Source organism: Glutamicibacter sp. JL.03c (assembly GCF_025854375.1).
GTDB lineage: Bacteria > Actinomycetota > Actinomycetes > Actinomycetales > Micrococcaceae > Glutamicibacter.
The window spans coordinates 3540446-3554499 of the sequence record NZ_CP107575.1; the positions used below are offsets into that span (position 1 = coordinate 3540446).

The 14054-nt window shown below is 60.7% G+C and carries 16 protein-coding genes; 3 read left to right on the plus strand and 13 right to left on the minus strand.

Going from position 1 to position 14054, the window contains the following annotated elements:
* The first annotated feature begins 5 nt into the window (after nucleotides 1-5).
* Nucleotides 6-596 (plus strand): dihydrofolate reductase family protein, encoded by a 591-nt coding sequence (locus tag OF385_RS16405; protein WP_264276367.1) that lies wholly within the window; start codon nucleotides 6-8, stop codon nucleotides 594-596.
* Between the two features lie 7 nt (nucleotides 597-603).
* Nucleotides 604-1668 carry a PQQ-dependent sugar dehydrogenase gene (locus OF385_RS16410; protein WP_264276368.1) on the plus strand — a complete coding sequence of 355 codons (1065 nt, stop codon included), beginning with the start codon at nucleotides 604-606 and terminating at the stop codon, nucleotides 1666-1668.
* Here OF385_RS16410 and OF385_RS16415 read toward each other — a convergent pair.
* The 10 genes from OF385_RS16415 to OF385_RS16460 form a co-directional block, all read right to left on the minus strand.
* Entirely contained in the window at nucleotides 1665-3140 is a 1476-nt protein-coding gene (locus OF385_RS16415) for an acetyl-CoA hydrolase/transferase family protein (protein ID WP_264276369.1), read from the minus strand. The two genes, OF385_RS16410 and OF385_RS16415, sit on opposite strands and share 4 nt — an antisense overlap.
* Before the next feature lie 226 nt (nucleotides 3141-3366).
* Nucleotides 3367-3672, minus strand: a complete 306-nt coding sequence (locus OF385_RS16420; protein WP_264276370.1) for a helix-turn-helix domain-containing protein — start codon at nucleotides 3670-3672, stop codon at nucleotides 3367-3369.
* Between the two features lie 229 nt (nucleotides 3673-3901).
* Nucleotides 3902-4360 (minus strand): 50S ribosomal protein L9, encoded by a 459-nt coding sequence (gene rplI, locus OF385_RS16425; RefSeq protein ID WP_264276371.1) that lies wholly within the window; start codon nucleotides 4358-4360, stop codon nucleotides 3902-3904.
* Between the two features lie 17 nt (nucleotides 4361-4377).
* Nucleotides 4378-4617 carry a 30S ribosomal protein S18 gene (gene rpsR, locus OF385_RS16430; RefSeq protein WP_013350683.1) on the minus strand — a complete coding sequence of 80 codons (240 nt, stop codon included), beginning with the start codon at nucleotides 4615-4617 and terminating at the stop codon, nucleotides 4378-4380.
* Between the two features lie 61 nt (nucleotides 4618-4678).
* A complete protein-coding gene (locus OF385_RS16435) occupies nucleotides 4679-5251 on the minus strand; it encodes a single-stranded DNA-binding protein (protein ID WP_022874532.1) in 573 nt (190 codons plus the stop codon).
* Nucleotides 5252-5306: 55 nt separating this feature from the next.
* Nucleotides 5307-5603 (minus strand): 30S ribosomal protein S6, encoded by a 297-nt coding sequence (gene rpsF / locus OF385_RS16440; RefSeq protein ID WP_022874531.1) that lies wholly within the window; start codon nucleotides 5601-5603, stop codon nucleotides 5307-5309.
* A 170-nt stretch (nucleotides 5604-5773) separates the two neighbouring features.
* Nucleotides 5774-7864 carry an acyltransferase family protein gene (locus tag OF385_RS16445; RefSeq protein ID WP_264276372.1) on the minus strand — a complete coding sequence of 697 codons (2091 nt, stop codon included), beginning with the start codon at nucleotides 7862-7864 and terminating at the stop codon, nucleotides 5774-5776.
* A gap of 77 nt (nucleotides 7865-7941) precedes the next feature.
* Entirely contained in the window at nucleotides 7942-8394 is a 453-nt protein-coding gene (locus OF385_RS16450) for a helix-turn-helix domain-containing protein (protein WP_264276373.1), read from the minus strand.
* A gap of 151 nt (nucleotides 8395-8545) precedes the next feature.
* Nucleotides 8546-9160: an LURP-one-related/scramblase family protein gene (locus OF385_RS16455; RefSeq protein WP_264276374.1), complete on the minus strand. Its 615-nt coding sequence runs from the start codon at nucleotides 9158-9160 to the stop codon at nucleotides 8546-8548.
* 27 nt (nucleotides 9161-9187) lie between these two features.
* Nucleotides 9188-10468, minus strand: a complete 1281-nt coding sequence (locus tag OF385_RS16460) for a M18 family aminopeptidase (RefSeq protein ID WP_264276375.1) — start codon at nucleotides 10466-10468, stop codon at nucleotides 9188-9190.
* A gap of 230 nt (nucleotides 10469-10698) precedes the next feature.
* Here OF385_RS16460 and OF385_RS16465 point away from each other — a divergent pair, with 230 nt between their 5' ends.
* Complete coding sequence (locus OF385_RS16465) at nucleotides 10699-11109, plus strand: lipopolysaccharide assembly LapA domain-containing protein (RefSeq protein ID WP_264276376.1); 411 nt, start codon at nucleotides 10699-10701, stop codon at nucleotides 11107-11109.
* 67 nt (nucleotides 11110-11176) lie between these two features.
* On the opposite strand, the gene OF385_RS16470 is transcribed toward OF385_RS16465, so the two are convergent.
* Genes OF385_RS16470 through OF385_RS16480 form a run of 3 tightly spaced genes read right to left on the minus strand, consistent with a single transcriptional unit; the run spans nucleotide 11177 to nucleotide 14050 of the window.
* Nucleotides 11177-11875 (minus strand): response regulator, encoded by a 699-nt coding sequence (locus OF385_RS16470; protein WP_264276377.1) that lies wholly within the window; start codon nucleotides 11873-11875, stop codon nucleotides 11177-11179.
* A 2-nt stretch (nucleotides 11876-11877) separates the two neighbouring features.
* Nucleotides 11878-13173 (minus strand): sensor histidine kinase, encoded by a 1296-nt coding sequence (locus tag OF385_RS16475; protein ID WP_264276378.1) that lies wholly within the window; start codon nucleotides 13171-13173, stop codon nucleotides 11878-11880.
* 34 nt (nucleotides 13174-13207) lie between these two features.
* Entirely contained in the window at nucleotides 13208-14050 is an 843-nt protein-coding gene (locus OF385_RS16480) for an ABC transporter permease (protein ID WP_264276379.1), read from the minus strand.
* Nucleotides 14051-14054: the final 4 nt, after the last annotated feature.

Consider the following 14054-nt stretch of genomic DNA (forward strand, 5'->3'; position numbering starts at 1 on the left):
TTACCATGAGTGCCACCTATACCTTTGACGTGTTCAGCAGCCTTGATGGCTTCGGCAGTGCCGGCAGCGATTGGGGCGGCTACTGGGGAAAACAAGGGCCAGAGCTGTTGGCCCATCGCCTCGGGCTCTACACTCCTCCATGCCGCATGGTTTTCGGTGCGAACACCTTCCGCTTATTCAGTCTCTTCTGGGCAGAAATCGAGATGAATCCCGAGGTTGAAGACGCGTGGGGCGTGGCTTTGCACGACAAGCCGGCCACCGTCATCTCCACCACCTTGGAAGAGCCGCTGTCTTGGCCTAATGCCACGCTGGAGCGTTCGGATGCCTTGGACGTTGTCGCCCAGCTCAAAGAAACCTCAGATGTGCCGCTGCGCTCCCACGGTTCCCTGGCCATGAACCATTCTCTGCTGGCGGCAGGCCTGGTGGACTTCATCCAGGTGAGCATCTTCCCGGTGCTGACCGGGCATAGCGGCTCTGCTCCGGTACTCGGCGGGGTCGACGACTATGACTTGGAACTTGTCGATTCGAAGCTTTTGGATGGTCGGATCCAGGAACTGACGTATCGCCCGACGCGCCATCATCCGGCGCACGCATAGCCGCCCGATGAAGCCTATCCGGGGCACTTGCCTGCTGCTCGGCGCAGTGTTCCTCGCCGGATGCTCCGCGCCAACACCACCTCCACTTCCCGCTGCCGAATCGCAAACCACTTCAAAACCACTGGCCAGCGGCTTGGAAGCTCCGTGGTCCATGGTCTACGTCAAGGACACCTTGCTGGTCAGCGAACGCGATTCCGGGAGGATCCTGGAGGTTGCGGAATCCGGACAGCACCGTGAAGTTTCCCGGATCAATGATCTCGCAGCCAAAGGCGAAGGCGGGCTGCTGGGCCTGGCCTTCCTCGCCCCGGATAAGCTCTACGCCTATTCCACCGCGGAATCCGGTAACCGCATTCAGCAGTTCACCGTGCAAGGCAGCGCCGGCCACCTGTCTTTATCGGCTCCGCAGACCCTGCTGGACTCCCTGCCCTCGGCCAATATCCACAACGGCGGACGGATGGCCATCGGTCCGGATGGAATGCTCTACGCGAGCGTGGGCGATGCGTCCAACCCTGGGCAGGCCCAGGACCTGCAGGCGCTGGGCGGCAAGATCCTGCGCATGGCACCCGATGGAAGCATCCCGGAAGACAACCCCTTCGAGAATTCCCTCGTCTACAGCTATGGGCACCGCAATGTGCAGGGCTTGGCATGGAGCGATGATGGCAGCATGTACGCCAGCGAATTCGGGCAAAACACCTTCGACGAGCTGAACGTCATCGAGGCCGGCGGGAACTATGGCTGGCCCGAAGTCGAGGGGAAAGACGGCGCAAATGGGCAGTATACCGACCCGATTGCGCAGTGGCCACCCTCCGAGGCCAGCCCCAGCGGCATGGCGATCCTCGATGGCACCGCCTACCTGGCGAATCTGCGCGGCGAAGTGCTGCGGACGGTGGCACTTCACGCGCCGGCCACCGAGCATGAGCTGCTTGATGGCCGGCTCGGCCGGCTGCGCGATGTGCTGGTGGATCCTGGCGGCTCGCTGCTGGTGCTGACGAACAACACCGACGGGCGTGGCCGGCCCGGTCCTGGCGATGACCGGATCGTGCGCATCCACCCTGGCCAGGCCGACGGCTAGCTGGCCGGGCGCATGTCTCCGGTTTCCTGGAAGCGCTGGTGCCAGCTCAGCGCTTCGCCCAGCAGGTGCGGGGTGTGCTTGCCGTAGCTGTCCTTGCAGGCACGATCGAAGTAGTCCTGCAGCAGTGGACGGTATTCGGGGTGCGCGCAGTTGTTGATGACCAGCTGGGCACGCTGCTTGGGCGAGAGGCCGCGCAAATCGGCCAGGCCCTGCTCGGTAATCAGGATCATGGTGTCGTGCTCGGTGTGGTCCACGTGCGAAGCGAAAGGAACGATGCCCGAGATCTTGCCGCTCTTGGCAGTGGATGGGGACATGAACACCGACAGGTAGCCGTTGCGGGCAAAGTCGCCAGAGCCGCCGATGCCGTTCATGACATGGGAGCCGAGCACGTTGGTGGAGTTCACGTTGCCGTAGATGTCGGCCTCGATCATGCCGTTCAATGCAATGCAGCCCAGGCGACGGATGATCTCCGGGTGGTTGGAGATCTCCTGGGCGCGCAGCAGGATGCGTTCGCGGTAGTGCTCCACGTTCTTGTTGAACTCGGCGATGCCCTCGGCAGACAGCGAAAAGCTGGTGGCGGAGGCGAACTCGATGGTGCCGTCCTTGATCAGCTCCAGCATGCCGTCCTGGATGACCTCGGTATAGGCGCTCAGGCCCTTGTAGCCGCCGCGGGCCAGGCCGGCGAGCACCGCGTTGGCGATATTGCCGACGCCGGACTGCAGGGGCAGCAGCTTCTCGGAGAGGCGGCCGGCGCGGATTTCCGAGTCCAGGAAACCCAGCAGGTGATCGGCGATCTTCTCGCTGGTCTCATCCACCGGGGCGAAGGGGCTGAGCCGATCGGGCGCATCGGTTTTCACCACGGCGACGATCTTGTTCACGTCCACGTCCAAGTACTTCTGGCCGATGCGGTCGCGCACCGTGGTCAGGTTGATGGGCTTGCGGTGCGGTGGCAGCGCGGTGCCGTAGTAGACATCGTGCATGCCTTCCATGGCCGCGGACTGCTGCTCGTTGACCTCGATGATGACCTTGTCGGCCATTTCCAGCCAGGTCTTGTTATTGCCCACTGAGCTGGAGGGGATCAGGTCGCCGTCGGCGGTGATGCCCACGGCTTCCACGATGGCCACGTCGATCTTGCCGTAGAAGCCGAACCAGGCGTGCTGGGCGACATGGGAGAGGTGGATGTCCATGTACTCCATGTTGCCGTCGTTGATGCGGCGGCGCAGCTCCGGGTCGGACATGTAGGGCAGGCGCAGGTTCATGCCCTCGGCCTTGGCCAGCACACCGTCCAGCTCAGGGGCGGTGGAGGCGCCGGTGAGCACGTTGATCTTGAAGTCCTTGCCTTCTGCGTGCTGGCGTTCCATCTGGGCGGCCAGGGCGCCGGGAACGGCTTTCGGGTATCCGGCACCGGTGAAGCCGCTCATGGCTACGGTCATGCCCGGCTTGATGAATGCTGCCGCCTGTTCGGCGCTCATCAGACGATCAGCAAAGGCCCGGTGTTGGATACGCTCGTGCAAAATAAACCCCTTCGAAACTCCGTTGTGACGTAGGTCTATAACCTGCATCTCACCGGAATACTTTAGCCGTTATCGCCGGCAAGTCAGACTACGAATGGGCCGATAGAGCGGTGGGTGGCGCTTTTCTCGATGAGTTGCCCGCTATTTGCGGTGGCCGGTTACCCCAGCGTGCTCCGGCGCGCGGCTAAGCCAGGGATGCCTGGGAGTCGCCGCGAATGGCCGTGATCTCGATTCGGGCGTCAAGTGCCTGCACATATCGGCGCAAGGTGGCTAGCTGCACGCGGCCCAGGTCGCCGGTTTCCAGCCGCTGGATCCGCTCCACGGGCAGCTTGAGGCGTGCGGCCAGTTCGGCCCGGGTCAGCTTCGCCTCTTCGCGCAGTTCCTTCAGGGTCAGCTCGCGCGGCTGGTGGCGCACGGTGTGCTGGTGCTCAGCGAGCGCGACGCGTTGTTCCTCGGTCAGTGCCTGCGGATCGGCATATGCAAAACCCATATCTTCCACCATCTCCTTTGGTTGTGTCGACGAGGATTGCCATCTGTTAAGAGGTTATGGGCTGAAGACCGCGGACCCGCCGATGCTGGCCGGGAACTCGTGCGAAGAAGCGATGAATTGTTCACGAACCGGCGGTGACGTCGAGTTCGCGGGATTAAACGCCAACGGGTGGCGTGCGTTCCTTGCGGAATGCACGCCACCCGTTGGTCAGAAGGTGAGTCTAGAAGACTTACTTCTTTGCGGCAGCAACAACCTGCAGGCGCAGGTTTGCAACGACGTCCTCGTGTACGCGAACGGTTGCGGTGTAGTTGCCAGTCGACTTGATGTGGTCGTTGACCTCGATGTTGCGCTTGTCGATCTTGCCCAGACCGGCAGCCTCTACGGCGTTAGCGATATCGGTGGTCTTGACGGTACCGAACAGGCGGCCGTTGGAACCAGCCTTGATGGTGATCTTCACCGGCTGGGACTTCAGCTTAGCTGCAAGTGCCTGAGCATCCTCAAGGTTTGCAACAGCGCGAGCAGCACGTGCAGCCTTGATCGACTCCACCTGCTTCTCACCGCCAGCGGTCCAGACGATTGCGAAGCCGCGTGGCAGCAGGTAGTTACGGGCGTAGCCGTTCTTTACCTCGACGATATCGCCAGCAGCACCGAGACCGGATACTTCGTGAGTCAAAATGATCTTTGCCATGATGTTATATCCCTTCCTTAGCCGCGGCCAGCGCCGGAGTAAGGCAGCAGGGCTACTTCACGTGCGTTCTTGATTGCCTGTGCGATCTTGCGCTGTTCCTGAACGGACACGCCGGTCACTCGACGAGCGCGGATCTTTCCGCGGTCAGAGATGAACTTGCGCAGCAATGCGGTGTCCTTGTAGTCGATGACAGTGATGTCAGCGGCCTTCAAGGGGTTGGACTTTGGTTTGGGCTTACGGATTTCAGCCTTAGCCATCGTGGAGCTCCTTAGCTTTGGAGCCCGCAGAGTGATCTGCGGGATGGTGAATAAATATTGTTTAGAAAGGCGGTTCGTCAGCGCCTGGGTTGCCCCAGCCGCCACCGTTGTTTCCGCCGGTGCTCCATGGGTCAGCGGCTGGAGCATTCCATCCGCCACCCTGTTGCGGCTGCTGCTGTCGCGGCTGCTGCGCTGGGGCACCTTGCTGTGGTGCGTTGGAGAATCCTCCACCGCCACCATTGCCGAAGCCACCGTTGCCACCGCCGGAGCGCTGGGTGCGGGTGACCTTGGCGGACGCGAAACGGAGCGATGGGCCGATTTCATCGACCTCAAGCTCCATCACGGTGCGACGTTCACCTTCCTTGGTGTCGTAAGAACGTGAACGCAAACGACCCTGGGCGATGACGCGCATGCCCTTGGTCAGCGTTTCAGCGACGTTCTCTGCAGCCTCGCGCCACACCGATGCGCGCAAGAACAGGGCTTCCCCGTCCTTCCACTCATTGGACTGGCGGTCAAAGGTGCGAGGAGTCGAAGCGATCGTGAAGTTCGCTACGGCTGAACCGGATGGCGTAAAACGCAGCTCCGGATCGGCGGTCAGGTTTCCGATAACGGTAATAACAGTCTCGCCTGCCATTGACTCTCCTTAAAAAGATTGAACGCTATTTCTTACGACGGAAGGTTTTGCGTAATTAAACGCGAGCCTCTTCCGGGCGGGTGACCTTGTGGCGCAGGATCTGCTCGTTGATCTTCAGCTGGCGCTCAAGCTCAGCGGAAGCGGCTGGTTCTGCGGTGTAGTTCACCACTACGTAAGTGGCTTCTGCCTTCTTCTTGATTTCGTAAGCCATCTTGCGACGACCCCAGATATCAACCTTTTCGATAGTGCCACCGTTGGAGCGAACAACCTCGAGGTACTTCTCGATGGTTGGCTCTACGGTGCGGTCATCGACCTCTGGATCAATGAGGACCATAAGTTCATAAGCACGCATGTGAACCCACCTCCTTTGGGCTAAACGGTCGCGGTATTTCCGCAACAGGAGGTTCTTGCGTTATCCATGCACCAGACGCCCAACTTTCGGGCATGCAGTGGCACAGACCTTTCAATCCTACCCGAGAACATCGCGCAAGCATAAGCCTTCGTGTCCTAGATCATGGATGGCTAATTGGAATCGATGGCCTGCTGCAGCCTCTGGCCGAAGATCGGGACCAGCGTGCTCATATACGTATCGCTGATGTGGTGCTTGTCCCGGTAGATCAGCACATTGCCAACCACGGCCGGGCAGGTGCCATCAACGCAAAACTGGTCACTGAAGTCCAACAGCTTGACCCGCGGCTCCAGCTTGGCGGCCGCCTTGATGGCATCAGCCTTGCCGAAGGCGCCCTTTTCCGGGAAGGAACAGGCTTCAGGATTCTCGATGTTCTGCTCGACGCAGTCCCTGGCATAGGAATCCTGTGGTGGCCGCGGGGTGTCGACAATGGGATAGACCGGCATCCCGGCATCTTCGAGCTTGCCCCATGTTTGCGCCAAGCCCTGGGCCGGATCGGAGACGAACGTGGAACCTGCCCAGCTGGAGGTGACCACCGCGTTGATGTCCTTGCGTTTGGTCAGGGCATCCATGCTCTGTTCATACGTCTCCTGGCAGTTGATGCTTCCGTCCTTATCCGCCTTGCGTTGCGCTTCATTCAAGGGGCAGGAGTTCTTCAGATAGGTGACGACCTTCCACCCCTTGCTCTTGGCATATTCGTTGAGCGCCTCGAACCAGTGGGCTGCATGGGAGTCCCCCACCAGGGCTACCGTGAAGGTGGCATCCTTGTTTCCGAACTCGCATTCCTTGATCTGCGTGGACTGCGGATTCTGCACGCAATTGCCGATATCGGGAAGGTCCTTGGCGGCCTCAGCTGGCACCGGAACCACCTGGTGCTGATCGGTGACAAAGGCCGGAGCCCCATGGCCGAGCGAAGCAGCACCGAAACCTTCGGGACGCTGTTCAGCCAGCGCAGCAGCTACCCGCTGTTCCTGCTTGACCAAGCGCTCCTGCGTCGCGCCCGGAAGCAGGGCCACCGATGCGGTCACCGCGATCATGGCCGCGCCGGCAATCAATGACCTCGTCGGGGACACGGCCAGTAAGCGCAGGTGGCGCATCGGCGTTTCCACGAACTTCAAGCTGGCCCAAGCCAGGAGCAGCGAAGCGGTCAACAGGGCGAGTGACTGCAGGGGCTTGGGCTTTGCCCCGGCGAGCTCGGTATAGAAAACGATCAATGGCCAGTGCCAGAGATACAGCGAATAGGAAGCCAGGCCGACCCACTGCACCGGCGACCAATTGACAAGGCGGTGCAGCGAGCCTGGGCCCCGGGTGCTGCCGGCGGCAATGATCACCGCGCAGCCGAATACCGGCACGGCCGCGGCAATGCCAGGGAAGATAGTGGCCCCGTCGTAGCTGAAGGCAGCGATGCCAATGGCCATCAGCGCCACCAGCACGGCCAGGTTTCGCGTGGACCATGCGGTGGCCCACCGCGGCAGCCGCAGCGCATCCTTCTCATGCGCCTGCACGCCCAGGGCCAGCAAACCTCCAATAGCCAGTTCCCAGATGCGGGTGGTGGTCACGAAATACCCGGCAGAGTTTCCGGAGTATCCTGCGTAAGCCGAGTAGCCCAGGGACAGCAGGGCGACCGCTCCGAAAACAAGCCACAGCCAACGGCGGCGGGCGGCGAAGTGATCCGAATGGGATCCCGGCATGGTGGTCTTGACCAGACAGCACACTGCGAGGATCAGCAGCGGCCAGATCAGGTAGAACTGCTCTTCGACGCCAAGGGACCAGAAGTGCTGCAATGGGCCGGCTGCCTGCTCGGCGGCCAGGTAGTCCACGGAGTCAGCGGCCAGCACCCAGTTCTGCACGGAGAACGCCGAGGCTAGCGCCTGGGTTCCCAAGGTGCCCCACTGGGTCTTCGGGAAGATCATGAACCCTGCCGCTACGACGAGAAGGATGACCAGCATAGCTGCAGGCAGGATGCGCCGGGCCCTGCCGGCAAAGAATGCCGAGAGCTTGATGCGCCCGGTGCGTTCGGCTTCACGCAATAAGTGCGAGGTAATCAGGAATCCGGAAATAACGAAGAAGATGTCAACGCCGATATATCCGCCGGGAACCACATTGGGTTCCAGATGGTAGGCGACCACCAGCAGGACTGCCAGTGCACGCAGCGCTTGGATTTCTGTTCTGAAATTTTTGACCTGCACGGAATTCGAACTCATATTGTTCGATCTGACCAGTTCCGGATGAACAACAGGTAATCAAACGGTATCTGCCCGGATAACGGCAGATGGGAAGCTCAGCTGTCCCCGCTCTGGGCGGGCGAGGACAACGGAAATTTGGCATTCAGCTTGGGATCGACCACCAGCCGAACGATGGCACCCAGAAGGACCTTGCCGGCACCCCAGTAGAGCGGAATGAGCAGCCAGATGTACCCGCCGAGCCCTCCCGCGGTTCCCAGGATGACAGTTCCGAAGGTGACCACAATGCCAAGGGCATTGAAGATCATCATGATTCCGTGGGTGATGGAATTCCGTCGCTCCTGTTCGGCCCGGGTTCGGGATTCAAGTCCTTCGACGGCTTGGGAGAAATGAGATGTTTGAACGCTTTGGAACAATTCACCCACGTGGACATCCAGTGCCTTGGCCACCAGCGAGATGGACTCCAAACTCGCATCGTTGCCGGCCTCAAGCCGCTGGATGGTCCGCACGGTGATTCCGCTTTCCTGGGTCCAGCCCTTGGCGCGACGCAATTCTGCAATACGTGATTAATTCATGGCACTAAAGCTACCGAGAAGAGGCACGAATCCACCACGACAAGAGCACGACAGTTACCCGTCAGCAACCCGACAGCCCGGTAATTCCTGGATTGATCTGACCTGATTGAATATACCCGTTGAGGCATCAATTGCGTTGCTGCTTTTCTCTGATCAGGTCCAGCGCTAAGACCGAGCCAATAATCGCTTGGCGGTGCTGTGTGCTCAGTTGGCCGGCCAACTGCAGCGCGTAAGTGGACTTGCCCGTCAAAGCGTTGCCCATTCCGGACCACTGGCGAGTGACGGTGCCAAGCACTGCGCGGGGACTGGAGATCTGGAAATCGAAATCCCATACGCTGCCCGACAGCACGAGTTCTTCACCCGGCATGGAAATGGTGACCCTGGTTTTGAACAGGGTGATCCGCTTGACCAGGCTGGCCAACGGATTGTCGTTTCCGTCAAGGATTTCAAAACGATCGCGCCCCATGGTCATGGTGTCCTTGACCTTGATGACCGGTTTCTCCGGGCCGTCGAAGACGGTGAGCTCCCGGGCACCGGCAAGCATCCGCCCCAGGGAGCTACCACCGGTTTCAACATGAGCAATCTGCATGCCAGCGGCGTCGAGGATCGCAAAGTCATTCTTCGAGAAGTTCTTCGTCTGCTGAAAAATGAGCCTGTCTTGGGCAAAAATCGTCATGCTGATGATTATGCCACCGATAAATTTTTTGCCACAAGGCACTTGGAACGCGAAGAAGGCCGGCATGGCTACCGACCTTCTTCGCTGGGCGAACTAGGCCCCGAAGAACTCGCGCGTCACCTTGGACAGGTACCAAGGATCATCGACGCCACACATCTCGCGTGCCGAATGCATGGACAGCAGTGCCACACCCACATCGAGGGTGCGGATGCCCAACCGGGTGGCTGTCAATGGGCCGATAGTCGAACCGCAAGGGACCCGGTTGTTGGAGACGAACTCCTGGTAAGGAACGCCGGCACGCTCGCACCAGTTGGCGAAGGCGGCAGCACCCACCGCGTCGGTGGCGTAACGCTGGTTGGCGTTGATCTTCAACAGCGGACCAGCATTGACCTGCGGGCGGTTGGCCGGGTCGTGGCGCTCCGGGTAGTTCGGGTGCACCGCATGGCCGGCATCGGCCGAAAGGCATACCGAATTAGCCAAGGCGCGCGCCTGGTCGTCTACCCCGGCGCCCAGCGACGCCTGAATGCGGTTGATCAGCTCTTCAAGGAATGGACCACAGGCACCCGAACGGGAGCTGGAACCCAGTTCTTCATGGTCGAAAGCAGCCAGCATGGCAATGTGCTGTCCCGATGGCTTCCGCGAGTGGTCAACCAGGGCGATGATTCCGGCATGCACCGAGGTGAGGTTATCCAGCCGGGCGCTGGCGAAGAAGTCCTTGCCGTGGCCGAAGACCTCGCCACGCTGTGCCGGGGCCGTGAGAATGTCGTAACCGGCCACCTGTGCTGGATCCACACCGGCGGAGGCGGCGAGGACAGCCAGGATGTCGGCATCAGCCAAGTCCCCGGCTCCGAAGATGGGGTTGGTGTGGGTCTGCTTGTCCAGGGTCAGGCCCTCGTTGACCTGGCGGTCGAGGTGGATGGCCAGCTGAGGGATGCGCAGGATCGGTTCGGTCTGCGCCAAGTGCTCGCTGCCGTCTTTCAACACCAGGCGTCCGGCGAGGACCAGTTCGCGGTCCAGCCAAGAATTCAGCAACGGCCCGCCATATACCTCAACGCCGGCCTGCCACCAGCCATTGGATCCCGAGGTGGGTTTTGGCTTCAGCTTGAAACCGGGTGAGTCGGTGTGGGCTCCGAGAATATGGAATCCGGAAGTTGCGGTCGCCGCCTCGGGCTGAACCCACGCGATAATCGCGCCGTCGCGCACCACATAGTAGGATCCTGGCACCAAGTTCCAAGCGTCGGCTTCGTTCAAGCCGGTGAACCCGACAGCGTCCAGGCGCTTAGCGGCCGATGCTGCCGCGTGGTAGCTGGAAGGGGAAGTTGCGACGTATTCGGCCAGGTCTGCAATGTGGGCCATTGCTGCGGCTTGTGCCATAGCTGGTTACTCACTTCTTTCTGTCATCGTCTCGCTGGAATCCAGGATGAGGTTCCCGCCTGGACTATCGGGTTGTTCTCCAGCTTAGTATCCCGGTGCCGAATTGCCGACGGATCAGCGCTCTCCGAGCTTTCTAGGAGCCAGGTGGACACCCTCATCTCATGCTTGACTTGGAACCTAGCGTCGGCAAAGCTGAAGTCAGACCGGGAGACAACGAAAGCGAGATCATCATGGCTACATCTGATCCAACCCCAGAGCCACGCAACCTGCCTGTGGAGCCACAGAATGGTGTCCAGGTTAATTCCGGTGAACACGCTGTTCAACCGCGTACGCCGAAGGAAGCCAAGGCACCGCGCGAAATTCCTGAATCCAAGGAAAAGCTGCCGGTGACCAAGCTCGGCCGCATCTGGACTGCCACCGTCTTGGGCATCATCGTCCTGATCTTGCTGATCATTTTCATCGCCCAGAACCAAGACCAGGTCACGCTGAGGTACTTCGCCTACGAGGGACAGGTGAACCTCGGCTTGGCACTGTTCATCGCCGCTATCGGCGGCGCCTTGGTGGTTGCAATTGCCGGAGTAGCCCGCGTGATCCAGCTGCGCGCCACGGCGAAGAAGAAGCGCAAGGCCAGCAAGGGCTAAGAGCAATCCGAGGGCCGCTGCCCGTCGAAATCAACTTCGGCAGGCAGCGGCCCTCGTGTGTGGAAAATCAGTAGTCGAGTCCCTGGGAAGGGATGACTAGCCCGGTTTCGTAGGCATAGACCACGGCTTGGACACGGTCCCTCAGGTGCAGTTTGGTCAGGATCCTGCGCACATGCGTTTTAACCGTTGCCTCGGAAAGGAAGAAACGGTGCGCAATTTCCGCGTTGGATAATCCTTCGGCGAGCGCGCGCAATACTTCTTGCTCGCGCGGCGTCAGGTCATCAAGCAAGGGATCTCGCGGGGCTTCTGCGGGCTGACCGGCATGGGCTTTGCCGCCATTACGGACATAGGTTTCCAGCAGCCGCGCAGTGACCCGGGGCGCCACTACGGCATCGCCGGAGGCGACCAGGCGCACCGCTTGAACCAGTTCTTCGGGAGCAACATCCTTGAGCAGGAACGCGCTCGCACCGGCTTGCAACCCCGAAAAGGCATATTCATCCAGGTCAAAGGTCGTCAGGATGATGATCTTGGTGTCCGGGTGATCCTTCGCGATGCGTTCGGTGGCTTCGATGCCGTCCATTTTGGGCATGCGGACATCCATAAGCACCACGTCGGGCTTCAGCACCGCCGTCTGGGTCAAGGCGTCCAGGCCGTCAGCGGCTTCACCGGCGATGGCGATATCGTCCTCGCCTTCAAGGATCAGGCGGAATCCCATGCGCAACAGCGGCTGGTCATCTACCAGCAAGACCTTTATTTTCTCTTCCATGCCTATTCCTTCGCTGTTTTCCGCTTGTCGTTGTTCACGCCGAATTCAGGGATTTTCAGCACCACTTTAACTATCCAGCCTCCGCTGGCTACCGGGCCGACTTCGACGGTTCCGTCAAAAAGCGCTGCTCGTTCACGCATGCCCCTGAGTCCTCGGCCGCTGCCAACGCTGGGCACCCTGGTCGCATCGCCGTTATCCATGACTTCCAAGCGCAGTTCATCGCGCCTCCGCTCCAAACGTACCTGCACGTCGCTGACGTTGCGGGCGTAGCGCAGCGAGTTGGTCAGGGATTCCTGGATCATGCGGAAGACCGTCAATTGGAAGGTGGTGTCGTCGGGCAGGTTCCCCCCGATGCGGGTGAACGTGATGGGCAGGCCGGCGGTGCGGAATCCCTCGAGAAGCTGCTCGACATTCCCGCCGGTGGGTTGCGGTTCCAGCTCCCCGGTTTCGTTCTGGCGCAGCACGCCAAGCATGCGGCGCATATCCGCCAACGCGGTCCTGCCGGTGCCGGAGAGCTCATTGAGCACTTCGTCGGCTCGGGCCTGGTCACGTTTGGCGACCACGCGTGCGCCTTCGGACAAGGCGATCATCACGGACAGGGAGTGCGCGACCACGTCATGCATTTCCCGGGCGATCCGGTTGCGCTCTTGGACTTGGGCCAGGCTGGATACCTGGCGTGCCCAGTGATTGAGCTCGGCCTCATGGATTCGCGCATTACGCACGTTCATGCCAACCGCAGCCGCGGCAATGTAGAAACCGATGACAAAACTGCCTGAGATGCCGATGATGATTCGGCTGAAGGTTGCCTCGTCAATGCCGTCGCTGGGATCCAGCTCCATCCCGGCCATATCCGGGAAGCCCATCAGCACCATGAGCACCACTTGGAAGCTGCCCGCCAGTACCGCCAGCGGTATGGTGCGCTTGGCCGAATAGCTGGTAGCCACCGTGTACAGCGCGATGATCATGCCCACGCCGCCGAGCCCACCCTGCGGGCCGGCGATGATCAAGGCTACGCATTCGAAAACGAACACCAGGATGATGACGGTCATCGGCGCTTTTCGGCGATATAGCAGTGCGGCACTGACCGCCAGCGTGATGACCAGCAGGCCGGTGGCGTTGGCCCCAGGCATGGACGCGGTGATCAGTACCCCGGGCAGGGTGAGCAACAGGTACAGGACCACTGCGCCAATAACCACCAAGCGCGGGTGGGTGCGCAGGTAGCGGCGCAACCGGCCCATTCGCTTGGCGGTCAGTTCGTCAAAGGAGGCAACAGTTTCCTGCAGCGTCTGTTGGGTCATGGTTCCAGTGTAGTTTTCCCGGCCTGTCCGCCGGTTACTTGATGTCCCGCTTGGCGAGCAATACTGCGCCGAGGGCCAATGGGATGATGATCCATCCGGCAATGCCGGCCAGCTGCTGCCACAGCTCCAATTCGGTGGGGACGCTCAGTGGCGTGGCCAAGGACATTCCCAGCTGGTCGGGCAGGAAAGCCGAGATGTTCTTGGACCAATCCACGAGGGATCCAAGGATGGCGGTGATGATCGGCAGGACAAAGAACACGCCGGCCAAGATGGTGATGCCGCCTGCGGAATTGCGCAGCAGGACGCCCAGCGCCAGGCCGATCAGGGCTGCCATGATGACGGCCAGGGTGCCATACCAGAGCACCGATTGGAATGATTCGCCACCGAAGTCCAGGACCAGGCCGTAGTTCTCGGCAATGGGCTTCGCCGCCACAAAGGCCAGGAGGCTCGAGACCAACTGTGTCAGTCCCGTGAGCACCACGATCAACACGATTTTTGCCGACATCACGCGCAGCCGCTGCGGGCTGGCCAAGAAGGTGCTCACCGCCGATCCCGTGGTGAATTCACCGCTGAACAACAGTACGCCCAGCACGCCGAGGATCAACTGGCTGAAGACCAGGCCCGAGCCGATGGTTTCGCCGGCAAAGCCAGGCTCGGCCATGGAGCTCATGCCCTCCATCTGGCTGACATCGCCCATGCTCTGCAACAGCGAGCCGACGCCCCAGGTGCCAACGACGGCGATGGCCACATAGAGCACTACCGCTATGGCCAACAGGATGCTGGTGGATTTCAACGAGAACATGCGGATCACTTCGCTGCGCAGCACTCCGCCGAAAGTGACCTGGCCGCGCAGAGGTGCTTGAATCTGGGTTGTCATTATC

Bases quoted from the DNA above. Each gene is read 5' to 3' on its own strand.
- OF385_RS16405 (WP_264276367.1), top strand. From the start codon at position 6: ATGAGTGCCACCTATACCTTTGACGTGTTCAGCAGCCTTGATGGCTTC.
- OF385_RS16410 (WP_264276368.1), top strand. From the start codon at position 604: ATGAAGCCTATCCGGGGCACTTGCCTGCTGCTCGGCGCAGTGTTCCTC.
- OF385_RS16415 (WP_264276369.1), bottom strand. From the start codon at position 3,140: ATGAGCGCCGAACAGGCGGCAGCATTCATCAAGCCGGGCATGACCGTA.
- OF385_RS16420 (WP_264276370.1), bottom strand. From the start codon at position 3,672: ATGGGTTTTGCATATGCCGATCCGCAGGCACTGACCGAGGAACAACGC.
- rplI (WP_264276371.1), bottom strand. From the start codon at position 4,360: ATGGCAAAGATCATTTTGACTCACGAAGTATCCGGTCTCGGTGCTGCT.
- rpsR (WP_013350683.1), bottom strand. From the start codon at position 4,617: ATGGCTAAGGCTGAAATCCGTAAGCCCAAACCAAAGTCCAACCCCTTG.
- OF385_RS16435 (WP_022874532.1), bottom strand. From the start codon at position 5,251: ATGGCAGGCGAGACTGTTATTACCGTTATCGGAAACCTGACCGCCGAT.
- rpsF (WP_022874531.1), bottom strand. From the start codon at position 5,603: ATGCGTGCTTATGAACTTATGGTCCTCATTGATCCAGAGGTCGATGAC.
- OF385_RS16445 (WP_264276372.1), bottom strand. From the start codon at position 7,864: ATGAGTTCGAATTCCGTGCAGGTCAAAAATTTCAGAACAGAAATCCAA.
- OF385_RS16455 (WP_264276374.1), bottom strand. From the start codon at position 9,160: ATGCCGGCCTTCTTCGCGTTCCAAGTGCCTTGTGGCAAAAAATTTATC.
- OF385_RS16460 (WP_264276375.1), bottom strand. From the start codon at position 10,468: ATGGCACAAGCCGCAGCAATGGCCCACATTGCAGACCTGGCCGAATAC.
- OF385_RS16465 (WP_264276376.1), top strand. From the start codon at position 10,699: ATGGCTACATCTGATCCAACCCCAGAGCCACGCAACCTGCCTGTGGAG.
- OF385_RS16470 (WP_264276377.1), bottom strand. From the start codon at position 11,875: ATGGAAGAGAAAATAAAGGTCTTGCTGGTAGATGACCAGCCGCTGTTG.
- OF385_RS16475 (WP_264276378.1), bottom strand. From the start codon at position 13,173: ATGACCCAACAGACGCTGCAGGAAACTGTTGCCTCCTTTGACGAACTG.
- OF385_RS16480 (WP_264276379.1), bottom strand. From the start codon at position 14,050: ATGACAACCCAGATTCAAGCACCTCTGCGCGGCCAGGTCACTTTCGGC.